Consider the following 20,685-nt stretch of genomic DNA (forward strand, 5'->3'; position numbering starts at 1 on the left):
TCCTTTCACGATTCTTTGTGCACCGCCGTCGGCGGCCACTCGCCGTTCGGCGGACGTGCACCTGAACGGGTGGAGCGACAGCTTGCATCTCGTGGTCCGAGACGGCTTGCCCTCATCATAACCACGCCGACCTTGAACGTGTTCCCAGATATGTTGCTCAACAATCTGTGTTCGCTGGGGGCGAAACTTTATGACGGCCCCTATCACATACCCGAGATGGCCGCATATCCATCCACTCGATCGAGCGCGGGATACGATCAACCGCTGAGCAATCGGTGGACACGGTCACCGAGGCGGCCCTCCCCCGAGATCGCGCCCGAGCGCTGCGATCGGGCGGAGTCTGAGACGGTCTCAGGTGACCGATACGATTGTCCCCATGGCTATTCATCCCATCGTCGTCTACGGCGAGCCCGTTCTGCATCGTCGTGCCGAGAAGATCACCGAGTTCGACGAGGACCTTGCCGAACTCGTCGCAGACATGCACGAGACGCTCGACGCCAGCAACGGTGTCGGACTGGCCGCACCGCAGATCGGTGTCGGCAAGTCCATCTTCGTGTTCAACGCCGACGATGACTATGGTGTGCGTCGTCGCGGCACCTTCGTCAATCCCGTGCTCATTGCCTCGAAGGTTCCCGATACCCGTCCTGATCCCGACGATGAGACCGAAGGATGCCTGTCGGTGCCGAGTCTCGATTTCCCCCTCAAACGTGCCGACAGGGTCACCGTCAACGGCTTCGATGAGAAAGGCGAACCGGTGACCCTGAGCGCTGACGGGTGGTTCGCGCGCATCATGCAGCACGAATACGACCACCTGCAGGGAACCCTCTACGTCGACCGTCTCGACAAGCGGTGGTCGAAGAAGTGGAAGAAAGCCCAGGAGGCTCACGGCTATAACCAGCCGGGCCAGTCATGGATGCCGGGAGTCGACCCCGACCCTTTCGGTCACTGAGCCGGGGGCGAGCTCAGGCTTCGAGTTCGTCCACGGACTTCTGAGCCGCGGCGAGCCGGGTGTCGAAGTCGTCGAAATCATCGGCAGTCTGGTCGAGTTCGGCGACGAGTCCGGAGATGATCGACGACTGCGAATCCGCATCGATGCGCAGCTCCCTGAACTGCCAATCGGCGGAATCATCGGCTGCGGTGCGAGACAGCACATCGAGCACTCGATCGCCGAGCTCGCGGGAGCGTTCGGAGTTGTGCAGCAGCATCAGCTGCTGATCGAGTTCGAGCAGCCGCTCGTAGTATTCGTGCATCGACTCCACCCGGCGGGCCATCGACGAGAATGCGACGGCCAGCTTCGACAGATAGGTCTCCACCGACTTCGCGGTTCCCGCATCGCGGATGCCTTCGATCTCCTCGCGCAGGCTGACGAGTTCCTGCAGCCGCACTCCGATGGAGGCCACGGCATGGTCGAGGTCGACGCGGGAGACGTGGTCTTTGAGTATCGGGTGGGTCCAGGCACGGGTGTGCACGATCTTGCGAGCGATCGTGACCGCGAGATGGAACAGACGCTGTTCGTCGGTGTCCCGGCCTTCCTTGCGCCCCGGCAGATAGCCGAGACTGGCCGGAGTCACCCACTGGGCGCCGGCGACCTTGCGCCGGTTCTTCCGACTCAGTCGCTTCGGGTCACGCAGGTACTTGGGCCCGGTGACGGCGGCGAAGATTCCGGTGCCCAGGGCGGTAGCCGCACCCATTCCGCCGAAGGTCAGTGCGGCGTCGGCGAATCCCGAGACCAGAGCCAGTCCCCCGGGAGCCGCGAATCCCGCGGTCACGGCGGTGCCGGCGGCAGTGCCGCCCTTGAACAGGACGCTGGAGCGGAAGAAGTTCCGGCTCATCCCACCGGTGAGCATGATCGCGCTCGGGGCTCCGGCCGTGTAGCGGTATCCGCGGGCACTCCAGGCTCGCAGCACCGCCTCGTTGACGCTGTCGGGCACGAGCACCCGATAGATCGGCGCGGACTTCCCGCATTCGCTCTTCCACAGCGATTTCCACTCAGACACCGCTTCACCTCCACGCGTGTGGGTCACGCACTCGGCCCTGTCCCTGCGGGCCATCGGCTGCGGGGAATGCGAACAGCCACACCCTCCGCTGTGCTCGGGAAACCGGTCGGTTCCCTTGGACGCACAGTCTAGAGGGTGTGGCTGGATCAATCCTGAGTCCTGCTCGGCACTGTCAGGCGCCGCCGTCGACCAAGATCGGAGTCGGACCTGTACTCAGACGCCCAACTTGGCGAGGATGAGGTCCTTGGCCTTTCCGGCATCGGCCTGCCCGCGGGTGGCCTTCATGATCGGACCCATGAGCGCTCCGATGGCCTGCATCTTCCCGCCCTTGATCTTCTCGACCACATCGGGGTTGGCCGCGATGGCCTCCTCGACGGCGGCTTCGAGTGCACCGGTGTCCTCGACGATTTCGAGGTCGCGGGCCTTCATCACCTCGGCGGGCTCGCCTTCGCCGGCGATGACTCCGGTGAGCACATCCTTGGCCAGCTTGTCGTTGAGCTTGCCCTCGTTGATGAGATCGACGAGTCCTGCCACCTGGGCGGGTGTGATGATCTCGGTGGGGTGTTTGTCCTCCTGGTTGGCCAGGCGTGCGACCTCACCGGTCCACCACTTGCGTGCCGCTGCGGGCTTCGCACCAGCGGTGACGGTGTCCTCGATGGCTTCGAGGAGTCCGGCGTTGACGATGTCGCGCATCTCCAGGTCGGAGAACTTCCATTCCCCGAGGAGGCGGCGCCGCTTCTGCGCCGGCAGCTCGGGCAGGCTCGCCCGCAGCTCCTCGACCCATTCGCGGGACGGCTGCAGCGGGACGAGGTCGGGCTCGGGGAAGTAGCGGTAGTCGTCGGCGTCGGACTTCGGACGCCCCGAGGAGGTCTCTCCGGTCTCCTCGTGGAAGTGACGGGTCTCCTGGACGACCTTCTCCCCCGCCTCGAGGAGGGTCGCCTGGCGGGCGATCTCGAAGCGCACGGCGCGTTCGATCGAGCGGAAGGAGTTGACGTTCTTCGTCTCCGTGCGGGTGCCCAGCGGTGCCTCGGGGCGCTCCCGCAGGGACACGTTGACGTCGGCGCGGACGTTGCCCTGTTCCATGCGGGCTTCGGAGACGTCGAGGGCGCGGAAGATGTCACGAAGGGTCCGCACATAGGCGGCGGCCACCTCGGCGGCCCGTTCCCCTGTCCCGGTGATCGGGTGGGTGACGATCTCCACGAGCGGCACACCGGCGCGGTTGTAGTCGACGAGGGAATGGTCGGCGCCCTGGATGCGGCCGGTGGCCCCACCCACGTGGGTGTTCTTGCCGGCGTCTTCCTCCATGTGGGCGCGCTCGACGGGGACGGTCACGATGGTGCCGTCCTCGAGCTCGACCTCGACCTGGCCTTCGGCCGCGATCGGCTCATCGGACTGGCTGGTCTGGAAGTCCTTGGGCACGTCCGGGTAGAAGTAGTTCTTGCGGGCGAACCGGCAGGTTTCGGCGATCTCGCAGCCGAGCGCCAGACCGATCTTGATCGCGTACTCCACACCCTTCTCGTTGACCACGGGCAGGGACCCGGGCAGCCCGAGGGAGGTGGGGGTCACGTTGGTGTTCGGTCCCCCGCCGAAGGTGTTGGGGGCGGCGTCGAACATCTTGGTCGCGGTGCCGAGTTCGACGTGGACCTCGATGCCGATGACCGGATCGTATTTCTTGATCGCGTCTTCGTATTTCACTTGGCGTTCAGTCCTTCCGCGAGAGTGTCGAGCACGCGTCCGCCGGCGGATTCGAGTGCGGCTTCCAAGGGTCCGGCCACCTCGTAGAGCTTGATGTCCTCACGGGCCGGAGCCAGGATCTGGAAGCCGACCGGCAGACCATCGGCCAGGCCCGCGGGCAGGGACAGTCCGGGGATGCCGGCGAGGTTCGCCGGGATCGTCGCCACGTCGCCGAGGTAGAGGGCCATCGGGTCAGCCGCCTTCTCCGCACCGAACTTCAGTGCGGTCGTCGGGGTCGTCGGGGACACGAGGACGTCGCAGGCTGCGAATGCCTTCGCGAAGTCGTTCTGGACCAGGGTGCGGATCTTCTGCGCCGAACCGTAGTAGGCATCGTAGTAGCCGGCCGACAGAGCGTAGGTGCCGAGGATGATGCGGCGCTTGACCTCCGATCCGAAGCCTGCGGCACGAGTGGCCGACATGACGGTCTCGGCGGTGACGGGACCGGATTCCGGTTCGACGCGCAGGCCGTAGCGCATGCCGTCATAGCGAGCGAGGTTCGAAGACACCTCGGAGGGCATGATGAGGTAGTAGGCGTCGAGGGCGTAGGAGATCGACGGGCAGTCGACCTCGACGATCTCGGCTCCGGCAGCGGCAGCGGTTTCCAGCGCTGCCGTGAACGCGGTGCGGACTCCGTCCTGGTATCCTTCACCGGCCAGCTGCTTGATGACGCCGAGCTTCTTGCCCTTGAGCTCGCTGGTCTGGGCGGCGCTCAGGAATCCGCCGACCTCTTCGGGCAGCGAGGTCGAGTCGAGCGGATCATGTCCGGCCAGCAGTTCGTGCAGGGCTGCGGCGTCGGCGACGTTGCGGCCCATCGGTCCGACCTGGTCGAGGCTCGAGGCCATGGCGATGATGCCGAAGCGCGAGATCGAACCATAGGTCGGCTTGACGCCGACGGTGCCGGTGAACGCGGCGGGCTGGCGGACGGATCCGCCGGTGTCGGTGCCCACGGACAGTGGGGCCTGGAAACCGGCGAGGGCTGCGGCCGCACCGCCGGAGGAACCTCCGGGCACGTGGTCGAGGTTCCAGGGGTTGCGGGTGTTGCCGAAGGCCGAGTGCTCGGTCGTCGATCCCATGGCGAATTCGTCGAGGTTGGTCTTGCCGAGCACCGGCAGACCGGCGGCCTTGACCTTGTTGTGGACGGTCGATTCGTAGGGCGGAACCCAGTTCTCGAGCATCTTCGACCCTGCGGTCGTACGCGTGCCTTCGGTGACGACGAGGTCTTTCAGTGCCACCGGAACACCGGCGAGGGCGTGGAGGTCCTCACCGGCTGAGCGCTTGGCGTCGACGGCCTTTGCGGTCTCCAGAGCGAGCTCGTCGGTGACAGTGATGAAGGAGTTGAAGTCATCCTCAGTGGAGGCGATGTGGTCGAGGTGCGCCTGTGTGACGTCGGCGGAGGAGAACTCGCCGGATTTCAGACCTGCGGCGAGTTCGAGGGCGCTCTTGTTCGTCAGTTCAGTCATCTCATTCCTCCCCGAGGATCTGCGGGACGAGGAACTTGTCGTCCTCGGCGGCCGGGGCCGAGGCCAGTGCCTGTTCGCTGGAGAGCGTCTCGCCCACGACGTCGGGGCGCATGACGTTCGTCAGCGGGATGGGGTGACTGGTTGCGGGCACATCGTCGCCGGCCACTTCGTTGACCCTGGCGACGTTTCCCAGAATTGTGCTCAGATCACCGGCGAGCGATTTCAGCTCATCTTCGCTCATGGCGATCCGAGACAGTGAAGCCAGATGCTCCACCTGTTCGGGGGTGATTGCGGAAGACTCCGTCATTCCCTGCCTTTCATCGTCGTTTTCACTCGCCACCAGTCTAGTCTCTTCAGCCGACCCGCCCCCGCCGTTGCGCTGTGACCTTCCCCCAGAACTACCTGACGGCGGCCCAGCAACCTCGCGCGAGGTTGCTGGGCCGCCGTCAGGTAGTAATTATTAGGCGGGGAGGCGTTCGGGCCAGGTGCGGGTGCCGTGGATGTATCCGGCCATGTCGGCCACGACGCGGTCGGCGTCGGCCTGGGTGAATTCTCCGGCCGAGACTCCGGCCTGGAGGTCGGCGGCGAGATCGGCGATGCGGGTCCGGGCGTCGGCCGCGGTGGCGGCGACGAGGTCCGTGCCGGCTGAGAATGCGCCGACCGCAGAATCGTCGACGATGGTGCCTTCGATGACCTCGTGCGCGTCCGTCGAGATGCCGTCGAACGCAATCGTCGACTCCTCGGTCCGCGCGGTGACAGGAGCGGCCGGGGTGCGCATCGAGGTCAGTGCCGGCTGAGCATTGCGTTTGGTGCTGTTCGGTCCCGGCCCCAGCACCAGGTCCGCCAGGCCTGCCGTCACCGGCACCGCGGTCAGTGCCGCGGCGACGACCACGCAGGTTCCGGCGAGGATTTTGGGGATCCATCTCATGTCCCACACTCTTCCACTCGAAGCTGTCTCTGAGCTTGGCTGAGTCTGAACCCCGACTTCGAGTTCGGTCACGAACGAATCACAGCCACACCATGGAACCTCCCGGAACCGGGATGTATTCCCTCCTGCAGCGAGGCACCAGGGACCAGGCACGAGGCCAGGGCACACCTCAGTCGAGGCTGCCGGTCTCCAACAGAACCCTGAACTGGTCCTCGTCGAGGACGGGCACGCCCAGCGACTCCGCCTTCTCCAACTTCGACCCGGCATTCTCACCGGCGACGACATAATCGGTCTTCTTCGAGACCGATCCCGCCGCCTTGCCGCCGGCACCGAGGATCGCCTCCTTGATGCCATCGCGGGTGAACGAACTCAGCGAACCGGTCGCCACGATCGTCAGCCCCTCAAGGGTCTGCGCGGCGGCCTCGACCTCGTCGTCTTCCATCCGCACCCCGGCGGCCGCCCAGGTCTCGACGATCTCGACGTGCCAGTCGATCTCGAACCAATCGCGGATGCTCTGGGCGATCGTCGGACCGATGCTCTCGACGGCCGACAGCTCCTCGAGGCTTGCCTCACGGATGGCCTCAAGGGTCCGGAACTTCGCGGCCAGGGTCCGTGCCGCGGTCGGTCCGACGTGGCGGATCGACAAGGCGACGAGCACCCGCCACAGATCCTGATCCTTCGCCTTCTCCAGCTCGTCGAAGAGCTTCTTCGTGTTCGCGCTCGGGGCGCTCGGCTTCTTCGCGGTTCCCCGGGTGTAGAAATACGGGACAAGCTCTCGCTCACCGGTCTCCACTCCCTTGGACTTCTTGTTCCGCCAGATCTTGACATCGCCCAGATCCTCCGGGGTGAGGTCGAAGAGGAAGGCCTCCGACGTCAGCGGGGGCGTGTCCGGTTCGGCCGGCGCCGTCAGCGCCAGTGCAGCCTCCTCGCCGAGAGCTTCGATGTCGAAGGCCGCGCGGGAGGCCAAGTAGAAGATGCGGTTGGCCAGCTGCGCCGGGCACGATCGAGAATTCGGGCACCGCAGGTCCTTGTCGCCCTCCTTCTGCTCACCGAGCTCGGTCCCGCAGGACGGGCAGTGGGTGGGCATGACGAATTCGTGCTCGGATCCGTCCCGCAGCGCCGCGACCGGGCCGAGCACCTCGGGGATGACGTCTCCGGCCTTGCGCAGGGTGACGGTGTCGCCGATGAGCACGCCCTTGCGTTTGACCTCGTACCCGTTGTGCAGGGTCGCCCGCTCGACGGTCGATCCGGCCACGGTGACCGGTTCCATCACGGCGAATGGGGTCACGCGCCCGGTCCGACCCACCTGCACCTGGATGTCGATGAGCTTCGTCGTGACTTCCTCTGGCGGGTATTTGAAGGCCGTCGCCCACCTCGGTGCGCGAGACGTATAGCCCATCGTCTCCTGCACGGCGATATCGTCGATCTTGATGACGATTCCGTCGATCTCGTGGGTGACATCGTGACGGTGTTCGCCGTAATAGGAGATGAAGTCTTCGATCTCGTCGACGGTGGCGAGGACCTTGAAGTAGTCGCTGATCGGCAGACCCCACGACCGGAACTGCTCGTAGACCTCGGACTGGTGAGCAGGCTCCGGATGCGAATCATCGGCCGGTGTCCACACGGCGATTCCGTGGACGAGCATGTGCAGGGGCCGGCGTGCGGTGACGGCCGGGTCCTTCTGCCGCAGCGAACCGGCCGCGGAGTTCCGCGGGTTCGCGAACGGGGCCTTGCCCTCGGCGACGAGGGAGGCGTTGAGTTCGGCGAAGTCCTCGACGGGGAAGAACACCTCACCGCGGATCTCGACCTCGGCCGGCGGGTGCTCGGTGTCGAGGCGGTGCGGGATATCGGAGATCGTGCGCACGTTCGCGGTGATGTCCTCACCGATGCGTCCGTCGCCGCGGGTCGCCGCCCGCACGAGTTCGCCGTTCTGGTAGAGCAGATTGACGGCGAGGCCGTCGATCTTGAGTTCGCACAGGAACTTCGACTTCACCGAGGTGGCCGACCGCACCCGTTCGTACCAGGCACGCAGTTCGTCGTAGTCGAAGACGTTGTCGAGGCTGTACATCGGACCGATGTGTTCGACCGGGTCGAAGGTCGAGGTGTCGACGACGCCGCCGACGGTCTGCGTCGGCGAGGAGTCGGTGACGAGTTCGGGGAACTGCGCCTCGAGGTCTTCGAGGCGATGGACGAGTTCGTCGTATTCCGCATCGGAGACGAGCAGGGAGTCCTGATAGTAGGCGGCCCGCAGCTCCTCGATCCTCTCGGTCAGCTGAGCATGGGCCTGAGCGCGAGCGGTCGCGTCGGTGAGGTCGACGCCCTGCAGGTCGGGTGTGGTCGAATCCGAGGTCTGATGCTCGGGCGTCGACGAGTCGGCGTTCTCCGGTGTCGTGGTCATTCGATCTCCTCAAGAGCCCGCCGCAGACCGGCGGCGATGGTCATGGTTCCCCGATTGTGCTCGGGTCCGATCCCCGGCTGGTCCTCCAGCAGCGGCGGGTAGGTCAGCGGCAGTTCGGGTCCGGCGATGATCCCGAATTCGCGCAGACTCGCGACCCCCATGCCGATGCGCGACCACGGGGTGCGGATCCGTTCGCACCAGTGGTTGACCGCGTCCGATCGCACACCGGCCGCTGCCGGCAGGTGGATCCAGGTGCCGAGCCCCGCCTCGGCGAGGATCGCCAGCTGCTCCCAGCTGTGTGGTCTCAGGCTAGCCAACGGCACTGACACGGATCGGGCGCCGGTGCGGCGGACCGCCTCGGCGGCGGGAATCTCCTTGCCCTGCAGGTTCAAAGAATCGAGGTCCGGCAGGGCGAGCACGGTGGGCGGGAGGTGGCGCAGCGTGGATTCGAGCGCCGCCCACACCTGGGTTTCGCTGATGGCGGGCAGGCTCGCCCACCCGGACACCGTCGGCCAGGTGCCGGTGAGGACCGGGTTCAGGCGGGATTCGACGAGGCGGACGGTCGGCTGCATACCCAGGCTCGCGATGCGGTCGGTGAAGGCGGCGATGCCGAAGGCGTAGGCCTGGACGACGTCGCGGCGTGCCCCATAGTCGCCGAGCACACGAGCGCCGGAGCTCAGGCTCAACGCGGTCACGAGCGACCACGGTCCCGGCAGGCTGATCTGGACCTGCCCGGGCCGGGACCCACCGTATTCGGCGATCGCGTCGAAGGCTTCGATCAATGCCGAGTCCTCGAGCCGTTCGTCTTTGCCCGCCGAGGCGGTCAGGCGCCATCCGTAGGATGTGCGGTCGACGTGGAGTTCGGTGAGCAGGCCGACGGCGCGACCGATGGCGTCGGCGCCCCATCTGCCCTCGGATTGGTGAGCGGTCAGGGGTACCGGCGGAAGCTGGTCGGCGAGGATGTCGAAACCGGAGGCCGCAGCCTCCCGGACCGGACTGGTCGCGATATAGCCGCGGTGCGGATCGCGGGCTCCGGGCAGCCAGATTCCCGTGGTCGTGGCGGCGGGCAGAACGGACATCGGGACATCGGGGGCGGCCGCCTCGGTGGAGGTGGCACCGGGACGGTCGCGGTCGGAGCTTTCGCGGTCGGAAGATCGGGGTTCAGCCATGCTGGTGGGCGCGGGGGATTCCGAAGACGTCGACATAGAATCCGAACTCGCTTTCCAGGGAATCGATGATGGTTTCGGCGCGGACGAAGCCGTGGGATTCGCCCTTGTACAGACGGTAAATGTACTCCACTCCGGCCAGTTCGAGTGTATCGACGAATTCCTGGGCCTGTGAGGGTGGGACGATCGGGTCGCGGTCGCCTTGCATGACGGCCACGGGCACCGTGATATCGCTGGTCCGGCGGATCGGCGACCGAGTGATGTATTCGTCCTGGGCTGCGGGCCAGGGTCCGACGAGGCCGTCGATGTAGTGGGATTCGAAGTCGTGGGTGTCGACGACGAAGCGCATGAGGTCAGTCACCCCGAAATACGAGGTGCCGCAGGCGAACACGTTCGTCGAGGCCAGGGCGGACAGCACCGTCCACCCGCCCGAGGAGGCTCCGGAGATGGCGATGCGATTCGGATCGGCGAGTTCGGCTGCGATGAGTCCGTTGACGGCGGCGACGGTGTCCTCGACGTCGACGACTCCCCACCCGCCGCGCAGCCGGTCACGCCAGGCGCGACCGAATCCGGTCGACCCGCCGTAGTTGACCTCGAGGACGCCGATGCCCTGGGAGGTGAAGAAGCTCGTGCGGGCCGTCATCTCCGGAGTCGCCTGTCCCGTCGGTCCGCCGTGGATCGAGACCACGAAGGGCGGGAGTTCGTCGACGGGAGCTGCGAAGCGCGGGTTGTGGGGCGGGTGGATGACGACGGGCACTCCCCCGAGCTCGCCGACCTGCGGGCGGGAGTAATAGCCCTGGTGGGTGTCGAGGCGTTCGCTTGCGATCTCGGTGAACAGTCCGGTCACCCGGTCGACGGCATAGAGGACTCCGGGGCGCCTTGTCGATTTCGCTGTCAGCAGCAGGTGTGTGCGTCCGAGGTCGAGGAGTTCGATCGTGCCGAAGGTCTCCCCCGTCGTGTCGATGGTCTCCCAGGCCGTGTCGGAAGGACCCAGCGTTGTATCGGAGGGGGTGAGGCGGCAGCGCACGAGCGTCGCGGTGGCCGCCTGAGAATGCGCCCACACCTCATCCCCGTCGTTGAGGTGCCACCGCGTGCCCAGCTGCCAGAGGGCACCACCGATCTCCTCGCCGGTGTCGATGACCGGTCGCAGCCGGTCGAATCCGATTCTTTCGGGCGCCGGCGTCTGACGGTCGTCGGTGACCAGGGGACGCGAGGCGACGGGGTCGATGTCGAGCCCGTATAACGACCAGTGCCCGTGATGGTCGGAGATGACGTGGAGGGAGGAATCGGAGGTGAACTCCGGCTGGAGCAGGGAGATGCCCGGATCGGTCGGGCTCGGCATGCCCGGATCGGCTCTGCGTGGCCTTTCGACGCCGTCGCCGCTGAGCACGGCGACCGCAGGGGTGGCCGGCGTGCGCACATCGACCAGCCACAGGGTCGTTCCGTCCCAGGGCATGTTCGGGTGCTCCCAGCCGATGAATGCCAAGCTGCTGCCGTCGGGTGAGAGTCTGGGCCAGGCCATGAAATGAGAGTGGGTCGAGAGCACATTCGTCGTCCCGTGCTTGGTCAGCAGCACAATCGCGCGTTCACGACGGGTGGACCGGCAGTCCTCGCGCACGCACAGCAGTCCCCACGGACTCATGTGCAGATCTCCGTAGCGGATCCGCCCCGAGGTGTCCGGGGTCAGGGCATGCGGGGCTCGCCCGGGAATGATCTGCCAGACGCGCTGATCTGCGGCGTTGACGAAGTAGATGACTTCGCTGTTCTGGTCGAGAGCCCACGAGGCGCCACCGTATTCGTGGACGGCGGAGCGGATGTTGAACCCGGTCGGAATGACCTGCTCACGCTCTCCCGGACGCGACAGTGAGGTGCGGACGAGCCCGGTGCGGGCTTTCTCGGCGGGGATCTTCGTCGAATAGAAGATCTCGTCTCCCCTGAAGGCGGCGTCGAAGATCGGAGCGGCACCGGCGGCCACCTCGGCGGCGCCCAGAGGTGAGGACCAGGTTCCATAAGGTGCCGTGACGACATCTTGGGGACTTTCCTTCATGCCCCCAGAGTATCGCCAGTGACCGACATCGGTCCCGGGGCCGTCGCTTCAGTGAGGTGAAGCGGCTCAGGCACCGGCGAATTCGGGTGCCGGGGTGATGCGGTCCTTGGCCGTGGAGTCGATGGTGGCCTGGCCGAGGACACGGGTGCCGCGGTAGATGACCATGGTCTGGCCCGGGGCCACTCCGGACAGCTCCTCATCGACGTCGACGTGCATGAGCTGCCCGGCCGGACGTGCGGCAGGCACCTCGACCTCGTCGACGATGGGGTTGACTTCGTGTTCGGGCGCCTCGGCGACGAATTCGCCGAGCCACGCACGGGCCGGCACCGGATCGGCGTGGGCACGGATCTGCACTTCGCAGTCGATCCCGGTCTCCGGAGTCGAACCCATGTCCGAGGGGGCCGCTCCGGCCCAGGAGGTGCGGATTCCGGTCAGATGCGAGACCGCGAGGTCGGCGCGCGACCCGACGGTGACGGTGTTCGTGGCCGGGTCGAGGCCGGTGACGAAGCGCGGCTTGCCGTCCGCGGCAGGCTTCTCGATGCCGAGGCCCTTGCGCTGACCGATCGTATACGTCATCGCTCCGTCGTGACGCCCAAGCACTTCGCCTTCGGAGTCCTTGATGAGTCCGGGTCGCATCGGGATCTTATCGGCCAGCCAGGCCTTCGTGTCCCCGTCGGGGATGAAGCAGATGTCGTAGGAGTCGGGCTTGTTCGCTACGGAGAATCCGCGCTCGGCCGCCTCGGCGCGCACTTCGGCCTTCGACGCCGTCGCACCGATCGGGAAGTAGCAGTGCTCGAGCTGGTCGGAGGTGAGCACACCGAGGACGTAGGACTGGTCCTTGGCCAGATCCTCACCGCGGTGGAGTTCGGGCCGGCCCTCGTCGTCACGCAGCACCTCGGCGTAGTGGCCGGTGGCGATGGCGTCGAAGCCGAGCGCCAGGGCCCGGTCGAGGAGGGCGGCGAACTTGATGCGCTCATTGCAGCGCATGCACGGGTTCGGGGTGCGTCCGGCGGCGTATTCGGCGATGAAGTCATCGACGATGTCTTCCTTGAACCTCTCGGAGAAGTCCCAGACGTAGAAGGGGATGTCGAGCATTCCCGCCACCCGGTGGGCGTCGCGGGAGTCTTCGATCGTGCAGCAGCCGCGCGATCCGGTGCGCAGGGTCCCGGGCATCCGGGACAGGGCGAGGTGAACGCCGACGACTTCGTGTCCGGCGTCGACGGCACGGGCGGCTGCGACGGAGGAATCGACTCCGCCGGACATGGCGACGAGTACTCTCATGATGCTCCTTGCATCCATCGGGGTGTTGCCGAAACCATCCCGGCTCGGCGTGCCTGGTCGACGACCTCGGGAAGGGCCGTGAGCAGGGCATCGACATCGGATTCGGTCGTGTCGTGACCGAGCGTGAAGCGCTGGGTGGTGCGGGCGCTGTCCTCATCCATCCCGCAGGCCAGGAGCACATGGGAGGGACGGGAGACACCGGCAGAGCAGGCCGATCCCGTCGAGGTGGCCAATCCCCTGGCATCGAGACCGAACAGCAGCGAGTCCCCTTCGCAGCCCGGGAACGTGAAGTGGGCATTGGCCGGCAGGCGGTCCGCTCCGCGCGGACCGGAGAGCACGGCACCGTCGATGCTCGATTCGATTCCCGCGATGAGGCGGTCCCGCAGCCCCGACAGTCGGGCCGACCGGGACTCGAGGTCGGCAGTGACGAGATCGACGGCGGCGGCGAAAGCCACGGCACCGGCGACATCGAGGGTGCCCGAACGCACGCTGCGCTCCTGTCCCCCGCCGTGGAGGATGGGCGTCGGGCTCGCTGCGCGGTCGAGCAGGAGTGCGCCGATGCCGACGGGGCCGCCGATCTTGTGCGCGGTGATCGTCATGGCCGTCGCCTTGAGTGCCGCGAAGTCGAGCGGGATCTGTCCGAGCGCCTGCACGGCGTCGATGTGGAAGGGAATGCCGAGTTCGGCGGCGATCTCACCGATCTCGGCGATCGGCTGCAGAGTGCCGATCTCGTTGTTCGCGGCCATCACGCTGATGAGCGCGGTGCGTTCGGGTTCGCGGCGCAGTTCGGCGGTCGCCGCGTCCAGATCGAGACGCCCTGCCGAGTCGACGTCCAGGTAGACGGCTTCGGCGCCGAGGCGCTCCAGCCACTCCACGGTCTCGAGGATCGCAGGATGTTCGATCGTCGTCGTCAGCACCCGCGGGCGCGCAGGCTCCGTGAACGTTCCGTTGTTGCGGGCGAGGTAGAGGCCCTTGAGAGCGAAATTGTCCGCCTCGGTGCCTCCGGAGGTGAAGATCACCTCCGACGAGGTGGCCGCACCGACCGCGCGGGCGATTCCTTCGCGTGCTTCTTCGATGCGCATCCGTGCCGCCTGTCCGACCGCGTGCAGGGCCGAGGGGTTGGCCCGGCGGGCCAGCTCCTTCGTGTACACCTCGAGCACCTCGGCGGGCATCGGCGAGGTGGCTGCGTGATCGAGATAGATGGGCACCCTGCAATTTTAGGGCGTGAGCCAGGCTACGGCCAGGATCCGTGCGGCATCTCACCTGCGCAGCGGCACATCCGGACGAGTTGCCCGCCGGTGTGGCCGACTAAACTGGTCTCCGTGTTCACCGTTTTCACCATCGTCCTCTATGCCGCCACCGGCATCCTGACCCTGTGGTCGATCGTCGAGACCATCCGCAACCGTCCGGCCGGCAAGGCCCTGCTCGGCGGTGCCGCTCTGCTTCTGCTGCTGCTCATCGTGCAGCTGATCATCTCGATTGCGACCTTCGGCTCCACGCATGATGTCGACCCGCTGCTCTACTTCGGCTACATCATCACGGCGATCATGGTCATGGCGCTGGCCGGGTTCTGGGCGTTTGCGGAACTGAGCCGCTGGGGGCCGGGTGTGCTGGCCGCGGCAGGACTGACGGTGATCGTGATGATCGAGAGATTGGACCAGATTTGGCAGTGACCAGGCGCAATCGGTTCGGCGGGGACTCCGCCGACGATGCGAACTCAGCAGACAGCGCGAATAAGGCAGGCAATGCGAAGTCAGCGGGCGACGCGGACTCCACGGCCGCCTCGGCGAGGGGAAAGACGGGACGGTCGCCGTTCTCGGCGATGCATACCGGACCGGGACGGGCACTGACGGCGGTGTACGGGGTCTTCGCGCTCTCGGCCACGGCCCGGGCGGGCTACCAGCTCATCCGCGAATTCGATGTCGCGCCGATCGCGTACTCGCTCTCGGCCTTCGCTGCGGTGATCTACATCCTCGCCACGGTCTGTCTGGTCATCGGCAACCGCGTCTCGCACCGGATCGCCGTCGCCGCCTGTGCGATCGAGTTCCTCGGCGTCATCGTCGTCGGCATCCTCAGCCACACTCACCCCGAGGACTTCGCGAAGCCGTCGGTGTGGTCGAACTTCGGCAGCGGATACGGCTATATTCCGCTGCTCCTGCCGCTCATCGGCCTGTGGTGGCTGCTGCGAGTAGGCCGCCGCGCCAGCCGCGGCTGACAAATCGCGCGAACCGCGGCCCAGCGCGGTTCATTCCACCTTGGAGGACAGGACGTTCCAGTCGGTGGCGACGGCGGTGAGTTCGTCACCGGTCTTCATGAGCACATAGGGGTGCGCGGTGTCGACCTTGATGGTGTCGCCCTCTTTGTCGTTCGTCTTCACGGCTTCGACGGTGTCGCCGAGGTCGAATGCGTAGTCCGACGGTGCCTTGATCGTCAGGGTGCACCGCACTTCGCCCATTCCGATCGCACCGTTCTCGGTGCTCAAGGTCATGTCCTCGAACTTGAGGTCCTCGTAGGGCTTGCAGTCGACGTCGACCTTGTCGAAGCCGGAGTCCTTGTCCCGCAGGTCACCCAGGTAGTCGCGGAATCCCTTGAATCCGCCCTCCTTGAGGCCCTCGGGACCCCCGGACTTCGCCTTGCCGTCAACGAGGAACGACGAGACATCACCGGACGCGGTCGTCAGATCCTCGGAGAAGTCCTCCGGCCCCTTCTCCACGGCGCCGCTGTCATCGGCCATGAGGGTCGGCATCTGGTCGGTGGGGATATAGGACGCCGAACGTACGAGCGGATCGGTCGACGCCGATTCCCGCGTCACCAGCATCACCTGGGTCAGCTGCTTGTCCCCGTCCGTGGACTTCTTGTCCGCGGTGCCGAAGGCGTAGAACCACATCGGATATTCGGTGAAGTTCGGGCTGCCGGCGATAACCTCGGTGAAGTTCGGTGCGCGCAGCTTCTGCTTCGCCTTGTCCGCGATCTGGATCTGCGCGCGGGTGTGGTCGATGAGCGGCGCCGCCTGGATCTTGTCGAGGTCGGAGCCCTTGTCGCCGAGGGTCTTGTCCAGCGATTCCGTGTAGTTCGTCATGAACTTCCCGGCTTCACCCGGGCGCACCGCAGTGCGCTCGTACGGGGTGGTGTCCGGGCTGCTGGGTTTGGCGATCGGCATATTCGCACAGCCGCTGAGCACGAGTCCGGTGCCCAAGACGGAGGCCGTAACTGCGCGGAAGGACCGCCGGTTCCGCAGATCCCGTCGCCGAGGCGGCGCGTGGCCGGCCGTGTCCGGCTGCACTGTCGAGATCGGCTGAGTCGCCGGTCCCGGCTCGCCTTTGACCGTGCGGTCGGCGGCCGTTCCCCGGCCGTCACGGCCGGAGCTGCTGCCGGCTCCGGGCCCGGGTCCGCTGTCGTTGCTGTCGGGTTCGCTGCCGCTCGGGGGTCCGACGTCCTTCTTCGGCGGGCGGATGCGCGAGGCCCACCAGCGCATGAAGAAGAACACCGAGAATCCGGCGAGGATGATCGTGCCGGCAATGCCGAGCAGGCTGAGTGCGAACACGCCCTTGACGCGCATCTGGAGACTCACCGTCGTTCCGTCGAGGCTGTCATCGGAGTTCGCAGGAGCGATGACGAGCACCTGCGGTTCGGCATCGAGGTCGAAGGTCTTCGCGACCGTCTTTCCCGTGTCCGAGCTGATCCACCAGTCACGGTCGGCGATATCGGCCTCCGGCTTCGCATCACCGGGAGTGAACCGGTGGGAGGCGGAGTTCGGGAACGACACATCACTGATCTGCTCCTGCGCCACCCCGTCGAGGTAGCTGTCGGCGTCGACCCCGCTGGCGGTGCCGACGAACAGCTCCGTGCCCTTCGAGTTCTTCGCCGTCACGGTCACGCTCGAACCCGAATAGGGCACGATCGCCTCGTCGAGGACGACGGCGTAGGCACCGTCCTTGACCTTGAAGGCCGGCGTCTCGGTGATCTCGTCGGTGCCGACGACCGAGAGCGCAGAGATGACCAGTCCGGCGAGCGTGAGTGCCGCTACGCCGAAGAGGATGGCGGTGATGAGTCGGATTCGCTGGATCAGAACAGTGCCCTCATGAGTGCGGTCCGTGCCTTGGTCACGGCTGGGTCGTCGGCGCCGAGGACCTCGAAGAGATCGAGGACCCGCAGGCGCAGGGACTCCTTCTCATCACCCGCGGTGGTGCGGATGAGTGAGATGAGTCGGTTGAAGGCGCTGCCGGCTTTGCCGCTGACCACTTCGGCGTCGGCCGCGGCCTTCGCGGCTTCGACGTTCTTGGGGTCCGCATCGGCGGCGGCGATGAGATCGGCTGGTTCCTGGTCGATGAGGCGGCGGCCCAGGCCTGCACGGGCGAGACCGAACTTCGCCTCCTCATCGGCGGGAGAGTTCGCCAGCGCGGCTTTGAACAGGTTCTCGGCTGTGTCGAAGTCGCCCTTGGCGAGTGCCTCTTCGGCCTCCGGGTGGGCAGGGCCGGCCGGTTCGGGCTCGGCTCCCCCGACGGCCGCATGACCGGTCACACCGTTCTCACTGGCGAGCTTGAGCAGCTCGTCGAAGTACGCCTGGACCTGCGGCTCGGGCAGAGCACTCTGGAACAGCGGCACGGGCTGCCCCTTGATGAGGGCGACGACCGTCGGGATCGACTGAACGCCGAAGGCCTGCTGCAGACGCGGGTTCGCATCGACGTCGACCTTGGCCAGCACCAGACGTCCCCCGTAGGAGGTGACGACGCGCTCGAGGATCGGCGAGAGCTGTTTGCAGGGTTCGCACCAATCGGCCCACAGGTCGATGACGACGGGCACGCGGTCGGAGATCGCCACCAGGCTGGTGAACGTCGATTCGTCGACGTCGAAGACCAGTCCCGGAACGGCGACCGCATTCGGATCCCCACCGGCCGGGCCGCCGGCAGCACCGTCAGCACCGGCTCCCGCACCGGCGGCCTGACCGGTCTGACCGGTCTGACCGGTCTGTTCGGCGGGCATGTTCTTGCTGCGCACCGCCGACAGGTCGAGTCCCTGATTGGGCTGCGTGCTCTCCTGCGAGGGATCCATTGACACGTGGTCTCCTTTGTGACGCGGTCGGTGGGCTCGGCGCAAACCGTGACGCACCTGGTCCTTGCTTATCCAACAGAACGTATCAACACCGGTGCGCCCACGGCTATTTCCTCAGCCGTCAGGGAAGGAACACCACGGTGCCGACCCTTCCGCCTCAGCCTGCTTCGGCTCCGGCGAGAGTCTCGAGACCGCCGATGAGCTTGACCTTGCCGTCCTTGGGGACGAGGAAGGTGAGCACCTGGGTGGTCTTCGTCGTCACCGGCTCCTTGGTCGTCGCGGAGCCGACGAGTTCCTTCTGGGGCGACGACAGCGACAGGGTGCCGGTGCGACCCTCCTTCGACTCGGGGCTGATCGTCGATTCGGCGTCGATGACTCCGGTGACGATGGCGGCGTCCCCGGCGGTGCCCTGGGCGACGAGCTCCTTGCCCGGAGTGTACTTGTACTTCACCTCGGCCTTGCCTTCTTCGGCACTGGCCTTCTGGTCCTTCTGGTTCTTCCAGATGGACTTCGAGAAGTCATCGGACTCGAACTTCTTCGCCTCCTTCGAGTCCGCCCCGCTGCCGAGGGCCTTCGCGTAGTCGGCGACGGCCTTCTCCGGAGTGGTGACGAAGTCCTTGGATCCGGGTTCGAGCATCTTCGCCCCCTGACGCGAGTCGGGCAGCTCGGGCAGCTTCGTGCCGGCCGTCAGCTGGGTCTGCGACCACAGTTTGTAATTGCTGCGCGGATCCTCCTGGGTCAGCACGAGCAGCTGCGAATTCCCACCAGCGGAGGTGATCAGGCTGGTCACGCGCGGCCAGGCATCGGTGGCCGAGGTGTAGTTGGCGACGATCTCTTCGCTGGCCACCTCCGGCGCCATCTTCTGGTCTTCGACGTCGTCTTTCACCTTGTACAGGTCTTCACGCTGTTTGAGCGCGGGACCGGCGGCACGTTCGGCCAGTGCCTTCTTATCGGTCTTCTTGTCCGCGGCTTTGACGTCGGCGGCCACGGAGTCGAGGATCCGCTTGGCCTGGTCATCGGTGACACCCGCGGCCGCGGAGCTCGGAGCCTCGGAGGGTTCGGGCTTCGGCAGCTCTTCGGGCCCGCAGGCGCTCAGGGCGAGCACGGGGACGACGGCGAAGGCGGTGCCGTATTCGGCGAGCTTGCGGCGGCGCTCCTGGCGCGCCTTGCGGCGGTTCGCTTCCTTCTTCGAATTGTTCGCACCGAGGAAGAGGAGGACGACGCCGACGACGAAGAGGACACCGCCGATGATCATCAGCGGGAGCGCCCAGGGAGTCTCGGCATGGTTGGGCCAGGTGAGGGTCACGGATTTGACGGCTCCGGCTTCGCCGTCGCCGGCAATGAGGAATCCGGTGCGTTTGGCCTCGTCGTTCCATTCCAGCTCCACCGAATCGGTGCCGGTGACTTCCGACTGCCACAGATCGGCCCCGGCAGGATTGGGAACCTTGCCCTCACCATCGGTCGCCTTGGTCGTGAGCTTGCCGCCTTCGGCGAGTCCGGTGACGCGGTCATAGGCGGACTGTCCCGCCCAGGCTTCGACGTTCTCGATCGGAGCTTGGGCGATCGTGAGGTCACCGCTGCCCTTGACCGTGAGCGTGGTCGGGGTTTCGTAGAGGTTGAGCATTCCGGGGTCGACGACGACCGCCGGTTTGTCGGCATCGATCTGTGCGGTGGCAGTGATCGTATCCTCCGGCGCCCACAGGGTCTTCTGCAGGATGCCGAGGCCACCGACGACGACACCCACCACCATGAGAATCACAGCGAATGTGTAACGCACGAGCGAACCTTCCCTCAGCCGAGCAAAAATGGCACCCCAGTTCGGGGACTCTTCAAGTTTAAGTCACATCCCGGACATCGCCTTTGTGCGCACGCTCAGTGTGTGTCGACGTTCACACGCCCAAGCCGCGCAGCGGCGCCGATTGCGCCCCGGAATGTCCCGTTCCCTGCTGTCTGCCCTAAGCTGGGCGAGTGAGCAACAACAGAATTGTGTGGATCGACTGCGAAATGACCGGCCTCGACGAGGTGCGGGACGAACTCATCGAGGTGGCTGCGATCGTCACCGACTTCGAGCTCAACCCCCTCGACGACGGAATCGACATCGTCATCAAGCCCTCGGCGGAGGCACGGGCGAACATGAACGAATTCGTCACGAACATGCACACCACCTCGGGCCTGATCACCGAACTCGACGCGGGCACCACCGTCGCCGAGGCGCAGACCCGAGTCCTCGAATACGTGAAGAAGCATGTCCCCGAGGCCGGCAAGGCACCGCTGGGAGGGAACTCGGTCGGCACCGACAAGGTGTTCCTCACCAAACAGATGCCCGAACTCGTCGAGCACCTGCACTACCGGATCATCGATGTCTCCTCGATCAAGGAACTGTCCAAGCAGTGGTTCCCACGCGCCTACTTCCAAGCACCGGCCAAGCACGGTGGCCACCGTGCACTCGGAGACATCATCGACTCGATCATCGAGCTCCAGTACTACCGGAAGGCCGTGTTCTCCGCCGAGGGGCCGAGTTCCGATGAGGCGAAATCGATTGCCGCCGAGGTGGCCGAGGCCTACCCGAAGGCGACCGACGAGGACTGACCGCCGCCTTCCGAGGCGATCGTGAGCACAGCC

At 66.1% G+C, this 20,685-nt stretch carries 17 protein-coding genes; 4 read left to right on the top strand and 13 right to left on the bottom strand.

Annotation, left to right across the window (positions count from 1 at the left end):
* The first annotated feature begins 376 nt into the window (after nt 1–376).
* Nucleotides 377–949: a peptide deformylase gene (gene def, locus ACVZTU_RS12565; RefSeq protein WP_139468891.1), complete on the top strand. Its 573-nt coding sequence runs from the start codon at nt 377–379 to the stop codon at nt 947–949.
* A gap of 13 nt (nt 950–962) precedes the next feature.
* On the opposite strand, the gene ACVZTU_RS12570 is transcribed toward def, so the two are convergent.
* The 10 genes from ACVZTU_RS12570 to ACVZTU_RS12615 all read right to left on the bottom strand — a co-directional run bounded on the left by ACVZTU_RS12570 (nt 963) and on the right by ACVZTU_RS12615 (nt 14,219).
* Nucleotides 963–1,997, bottom strand: coding sequence for a hypothetical protein (locus tag ACVZTU_RS12570; RefSeq protein WP_434590590.1), 1,035 nt, complete (start codon nt 1,995–1,997; stop codon nt 963–965).
* Between the two features lie 213 nt (nt 1,998–2,210).
* The gene (gene gatB, locus ACVZTU_RS12575) at nt 2,211–3,692 is read right to left on the bottom strand and encodes an Asp-tRNA(Asn)/Glu-tRNA(Gln) amidotransferase subunit GatB (protein ID WP_482400507.1); all 1,482 of its coding nucleotides are present in this window, start codon (nt 3,690–3,692) and stop codon (nt 2,211–2,213) included.
* Nucleotides 3,689–5,191, bottom strand: coding sequence for an Asp-tRNA(Asn)/Glu-tRNA(Gln) amidotransferase subunit GatA (gatA, locus tag ACVZTU_RS12580; RefSeq protein ID WP_482400508.1), 1,503 nt, complete (start codon nt 5,189–5,191; stop codon nt 3,689–3,691). Before gatA ends, gatB begins: the two co-directional genes overlap by 4 nt.
* Nucleotide 5,192: 1 nt before the next feature.
* Nucleotides 5,193–5,498, bottom strand: a complete 306-nt coding sequence (gatC, locus tag ACVZTU_RS12585) for an Asp-tRNA(Asn)/Glu-tRNA(Gln) amidotransferase subunit GatC (RefSeq protein ID WP_062862017.1) — start codon at nt 5,496–5,498, stop codon at nt 5,193–5,195.
* A 153-nt stretch (nt 5,499–5,651) separates the two neighbouring features.
* Nucleotides 5,652–6,119 carry a hypothetical protein gene (locus tag ACVZTU_RS12590; protein ID WP_259357842.1) on the bottom strand — a complete coding sequence of 156 codons (468 nt, stop codon included), beginning with the start codon at nt 6,117–6,119 and terminating at the stop codon, nt 5,652–5,654.
* A gap of 169 nt (nt 6,120–6,288) precedes the next feature.
* Nucleotides 6,289–8,517 (bottom strand): NAD-dependent DNA ligase LigA, encoded by a 2,229-nt coding sequence (gene ligA, locus ACVZTU_RS12595; protein WP_181271633.1) that lies wholly within the window; start codon nt 8,515–8,517, stop codon nt 6,289–6,291.
* Complete coding sequence (locus tag ACVZTU_RS12600; protein ID WP_229664100.1) at nt 8,514–9,686, bottom strand: uroporphyrinogen decarboxylase/cobalamine-independent methonine synthase family protein; 1,173 nt, start codon at nt 9,684–9,686, stop codon at nt 8,514–8,516. The genes ligA and ACVZTU_RS12600 overlap by 4 nt, the downstream gene beginning before the upstream one ends.
* Nucleotides 9,679–11,730, bottom strand: a complete 2,052-nt coding sequence (locus tag ACVZTU_RS12605; RefSeq protein ID WP_376906782.1) for a S9 family peptidase — start codon at nt 11,728–11,730, stop codon at nt 9,679–9,681. Before ACVZTU_RS12605 ends, ACVZTU_RS12600 begins: the two co-directional genes overlap by 8 nt.
* A 66-nt stretch (nt 11,731–11,796) precedes the next feature.
* Complete coding sequence (gene mnmA / locus ACVZTU_RS12610) at nt 11,797–13,011, bottom strand: tRNA 2-thiouridine(34) synthase MnmA (RefSeq protein WP_139468898.1); 1,215 nt, start codon at nt 13,009–13,011, stop codon at nt 11,797–11,799.
* A complete protein-coding gene (locus ACVZTU_RS12615; RefSeq protein WP_181271631.1) occupies nt 13,008–14,219 on the bottom strand; it encodes a cysteine desulfurase family protein in 1,212 nt (403 codons plus the stop codon). Before ACVZTU_RS12615 ends, mnmA begins: the two co-directional genes overlap by 4 nt.
* A 114-nt stretch (nt 14,220–14,333) precedes the next feature.
* Between ACVZTU_RS12615 and ACVZTU_RS12620 the strand changes: the two genes are divergently transcribed.
* Together ACVZTU_RS12620 and ACVZTU_RS12625 are read left to right on the top strand one after the other, a co-directional pair.
* The gene (locus ACVZTU_RS12620; protein WP_139468900.1) at nt 14,334–14,684 is read left to right on the top strand and encodes a hypothetical protein; all 351 of its coding nucleotides are present in this window, start codon (nt 14,334–14,336) and stop codon (nt 14,682–14,684) included.
* Nucleotides 14,685–14,833: 149 nt separating this feature from the next.
* Nucleotides 14,834–15,226, top strand: a complete 393-nt coding sequence (locus ACVZTU_RS12625) for a hypothetical protein (RefSeq protein ID WP_181271683.1) — start codon at nt 14,834–14,836, stop codon at nt 15,224–15,226.
* 30 nt (nt 15,227–15,256) lie between these two features.
* On the opposite strand, the gene ACVZTU_RS12630 is transcribed toward ACVZTU_RS12625, so the two are convergent.
* From ACVZTU_RS12630 to ACVZTU_RS12640, 3 genes are all read right to left on the bottom strand, one after another.
* Nucleotides 15,257–16,888: a hypothetical protein gene (locus ACVZTU_RS12630; RefSeq protein ID WP_482400509.1), complete on the bottom strand. Its 1,632-nt coding sequence runs from the start codon at nt 16,886–16,888 to the stop codon at nt 15,257–15,259.
* A gap of 188 nt (nt 16,889–17,076) precedes the next feature.
* Complete coding sequence (locus tag ACVZTU_RS12635) at nt 17,077–18,063, bottom strand: tetratricopeptide repeat protein (RefSeq protein WP_482401754.1); 987 nt, start codon at nt 18,061–18,063, stop codon at nt 17,077–17,079.
* 157 nt (nt 18,064–18,220) lie between these two features.
* Nucleotides 18,221–19,840, bottom strand: coding sequence for a DUF8094 domain-containing protein (locus ACVZTU_RS12640; RefSeq protein ID WP_482400510.1), 1,620 nt, complete (start codon nt 19,838–19,840; stop codon nt 18,221–18,223).
* A gap of 227 nt (nt 19,841–20,067) precedes the next feature.
* On the opposite strand from ACVZTU_RS12640, the gene orn reads away from it, so the two are divergent.
* Complete coding sequence (orn, locus tag ACVZTU_RS12645; RefSeq protein WP_139468963.1) at nt 20,068–20,652, top strand: oligoribonuclease; 585 nt, start codon at nt 20,068–20,070, stop codon at nt 20,650–20,652.
* The last annotated feature ends 33 nt before the right edge of the window (nt 20,653–20,685 follow it).

The sequence above is a fragment of the Brevibacterium sp. OS20 genome (genome assembly GCF_056837565.1).

Coding starts and splice junctions, on each gene's coding strand:
- gatA (WP_482400508.1), bottom strand. CDS start 5,191: ATGACTGAACTGACGAACAAGAGCGCCCTCGAACTCGCCGCAGGTCTG.
- ACVZTU_RS12635 (WP_482401754.1), bottom strand. CDS start 18,063: ATGGATCCCTCGCAGGAGAGCACGCAGCCCAATCAGGGACTCGACCTG.
- mnmA (WP_139468898.1), bottom strand. CDS start 13,011: ATGAGAGTACTCGTCGCCATGTCCGGCGGAGTCGATTCCTCCGTCGCA.
- ACVZTU_RS12625 (WP_181271683.1), top strand. CDS start 14,834: ATGCATACCGGACCGGGACGGGCACTGACGGCGGTGTACGGGGTCTTC.
- orn (WP_139468963.1), top strand. CDS start 20,068: ATGACCGGCCTCGACGAGGTGCGGGACGAACTCATCGAGGTGGCTGCG.
- ACVZTU_RS12600 (WP_229664100.1), bottom strand. CDS start 9,686: ATGGCTGAACCCCGATCTTCCGACCGCGAAAGCTCCGACCGCGACCGT.
- ligA (WP_181271633.1), bottom strand. CDS start 8,517: ATGACCACGACACCGGAGAACGCCGACTCGTCGACGCCCGAGCATCAG.
- gatC (WP_062862017.1), bottom strand. CDS start 5,498: ATGACGGAGTCTTCCGCAATCACCCCCGAACAGGTGGAGCATCTGGCT.
- ACVZTU_RS12590 (WP_259357842.1), bottom strand. CDS start 6,119: ATGAGATGGATCCCCAAAATCCTCGCCGGAACCTGCGTGGTCGTCGCC.
- def (WP_139468891.1), top strand. CDS start 377: ATGGCTATTCATCCCATCGTCGTCTACGGCGAGCCCGTTCTGCATCGT.
- ACVZTU_RS12605 (WP_376906782.1), bottom strand. CDS start 11,730: ATGAAGGAAAGTCCCCAAGATGTCGTCACGGCACCTTATGGAACCTGG.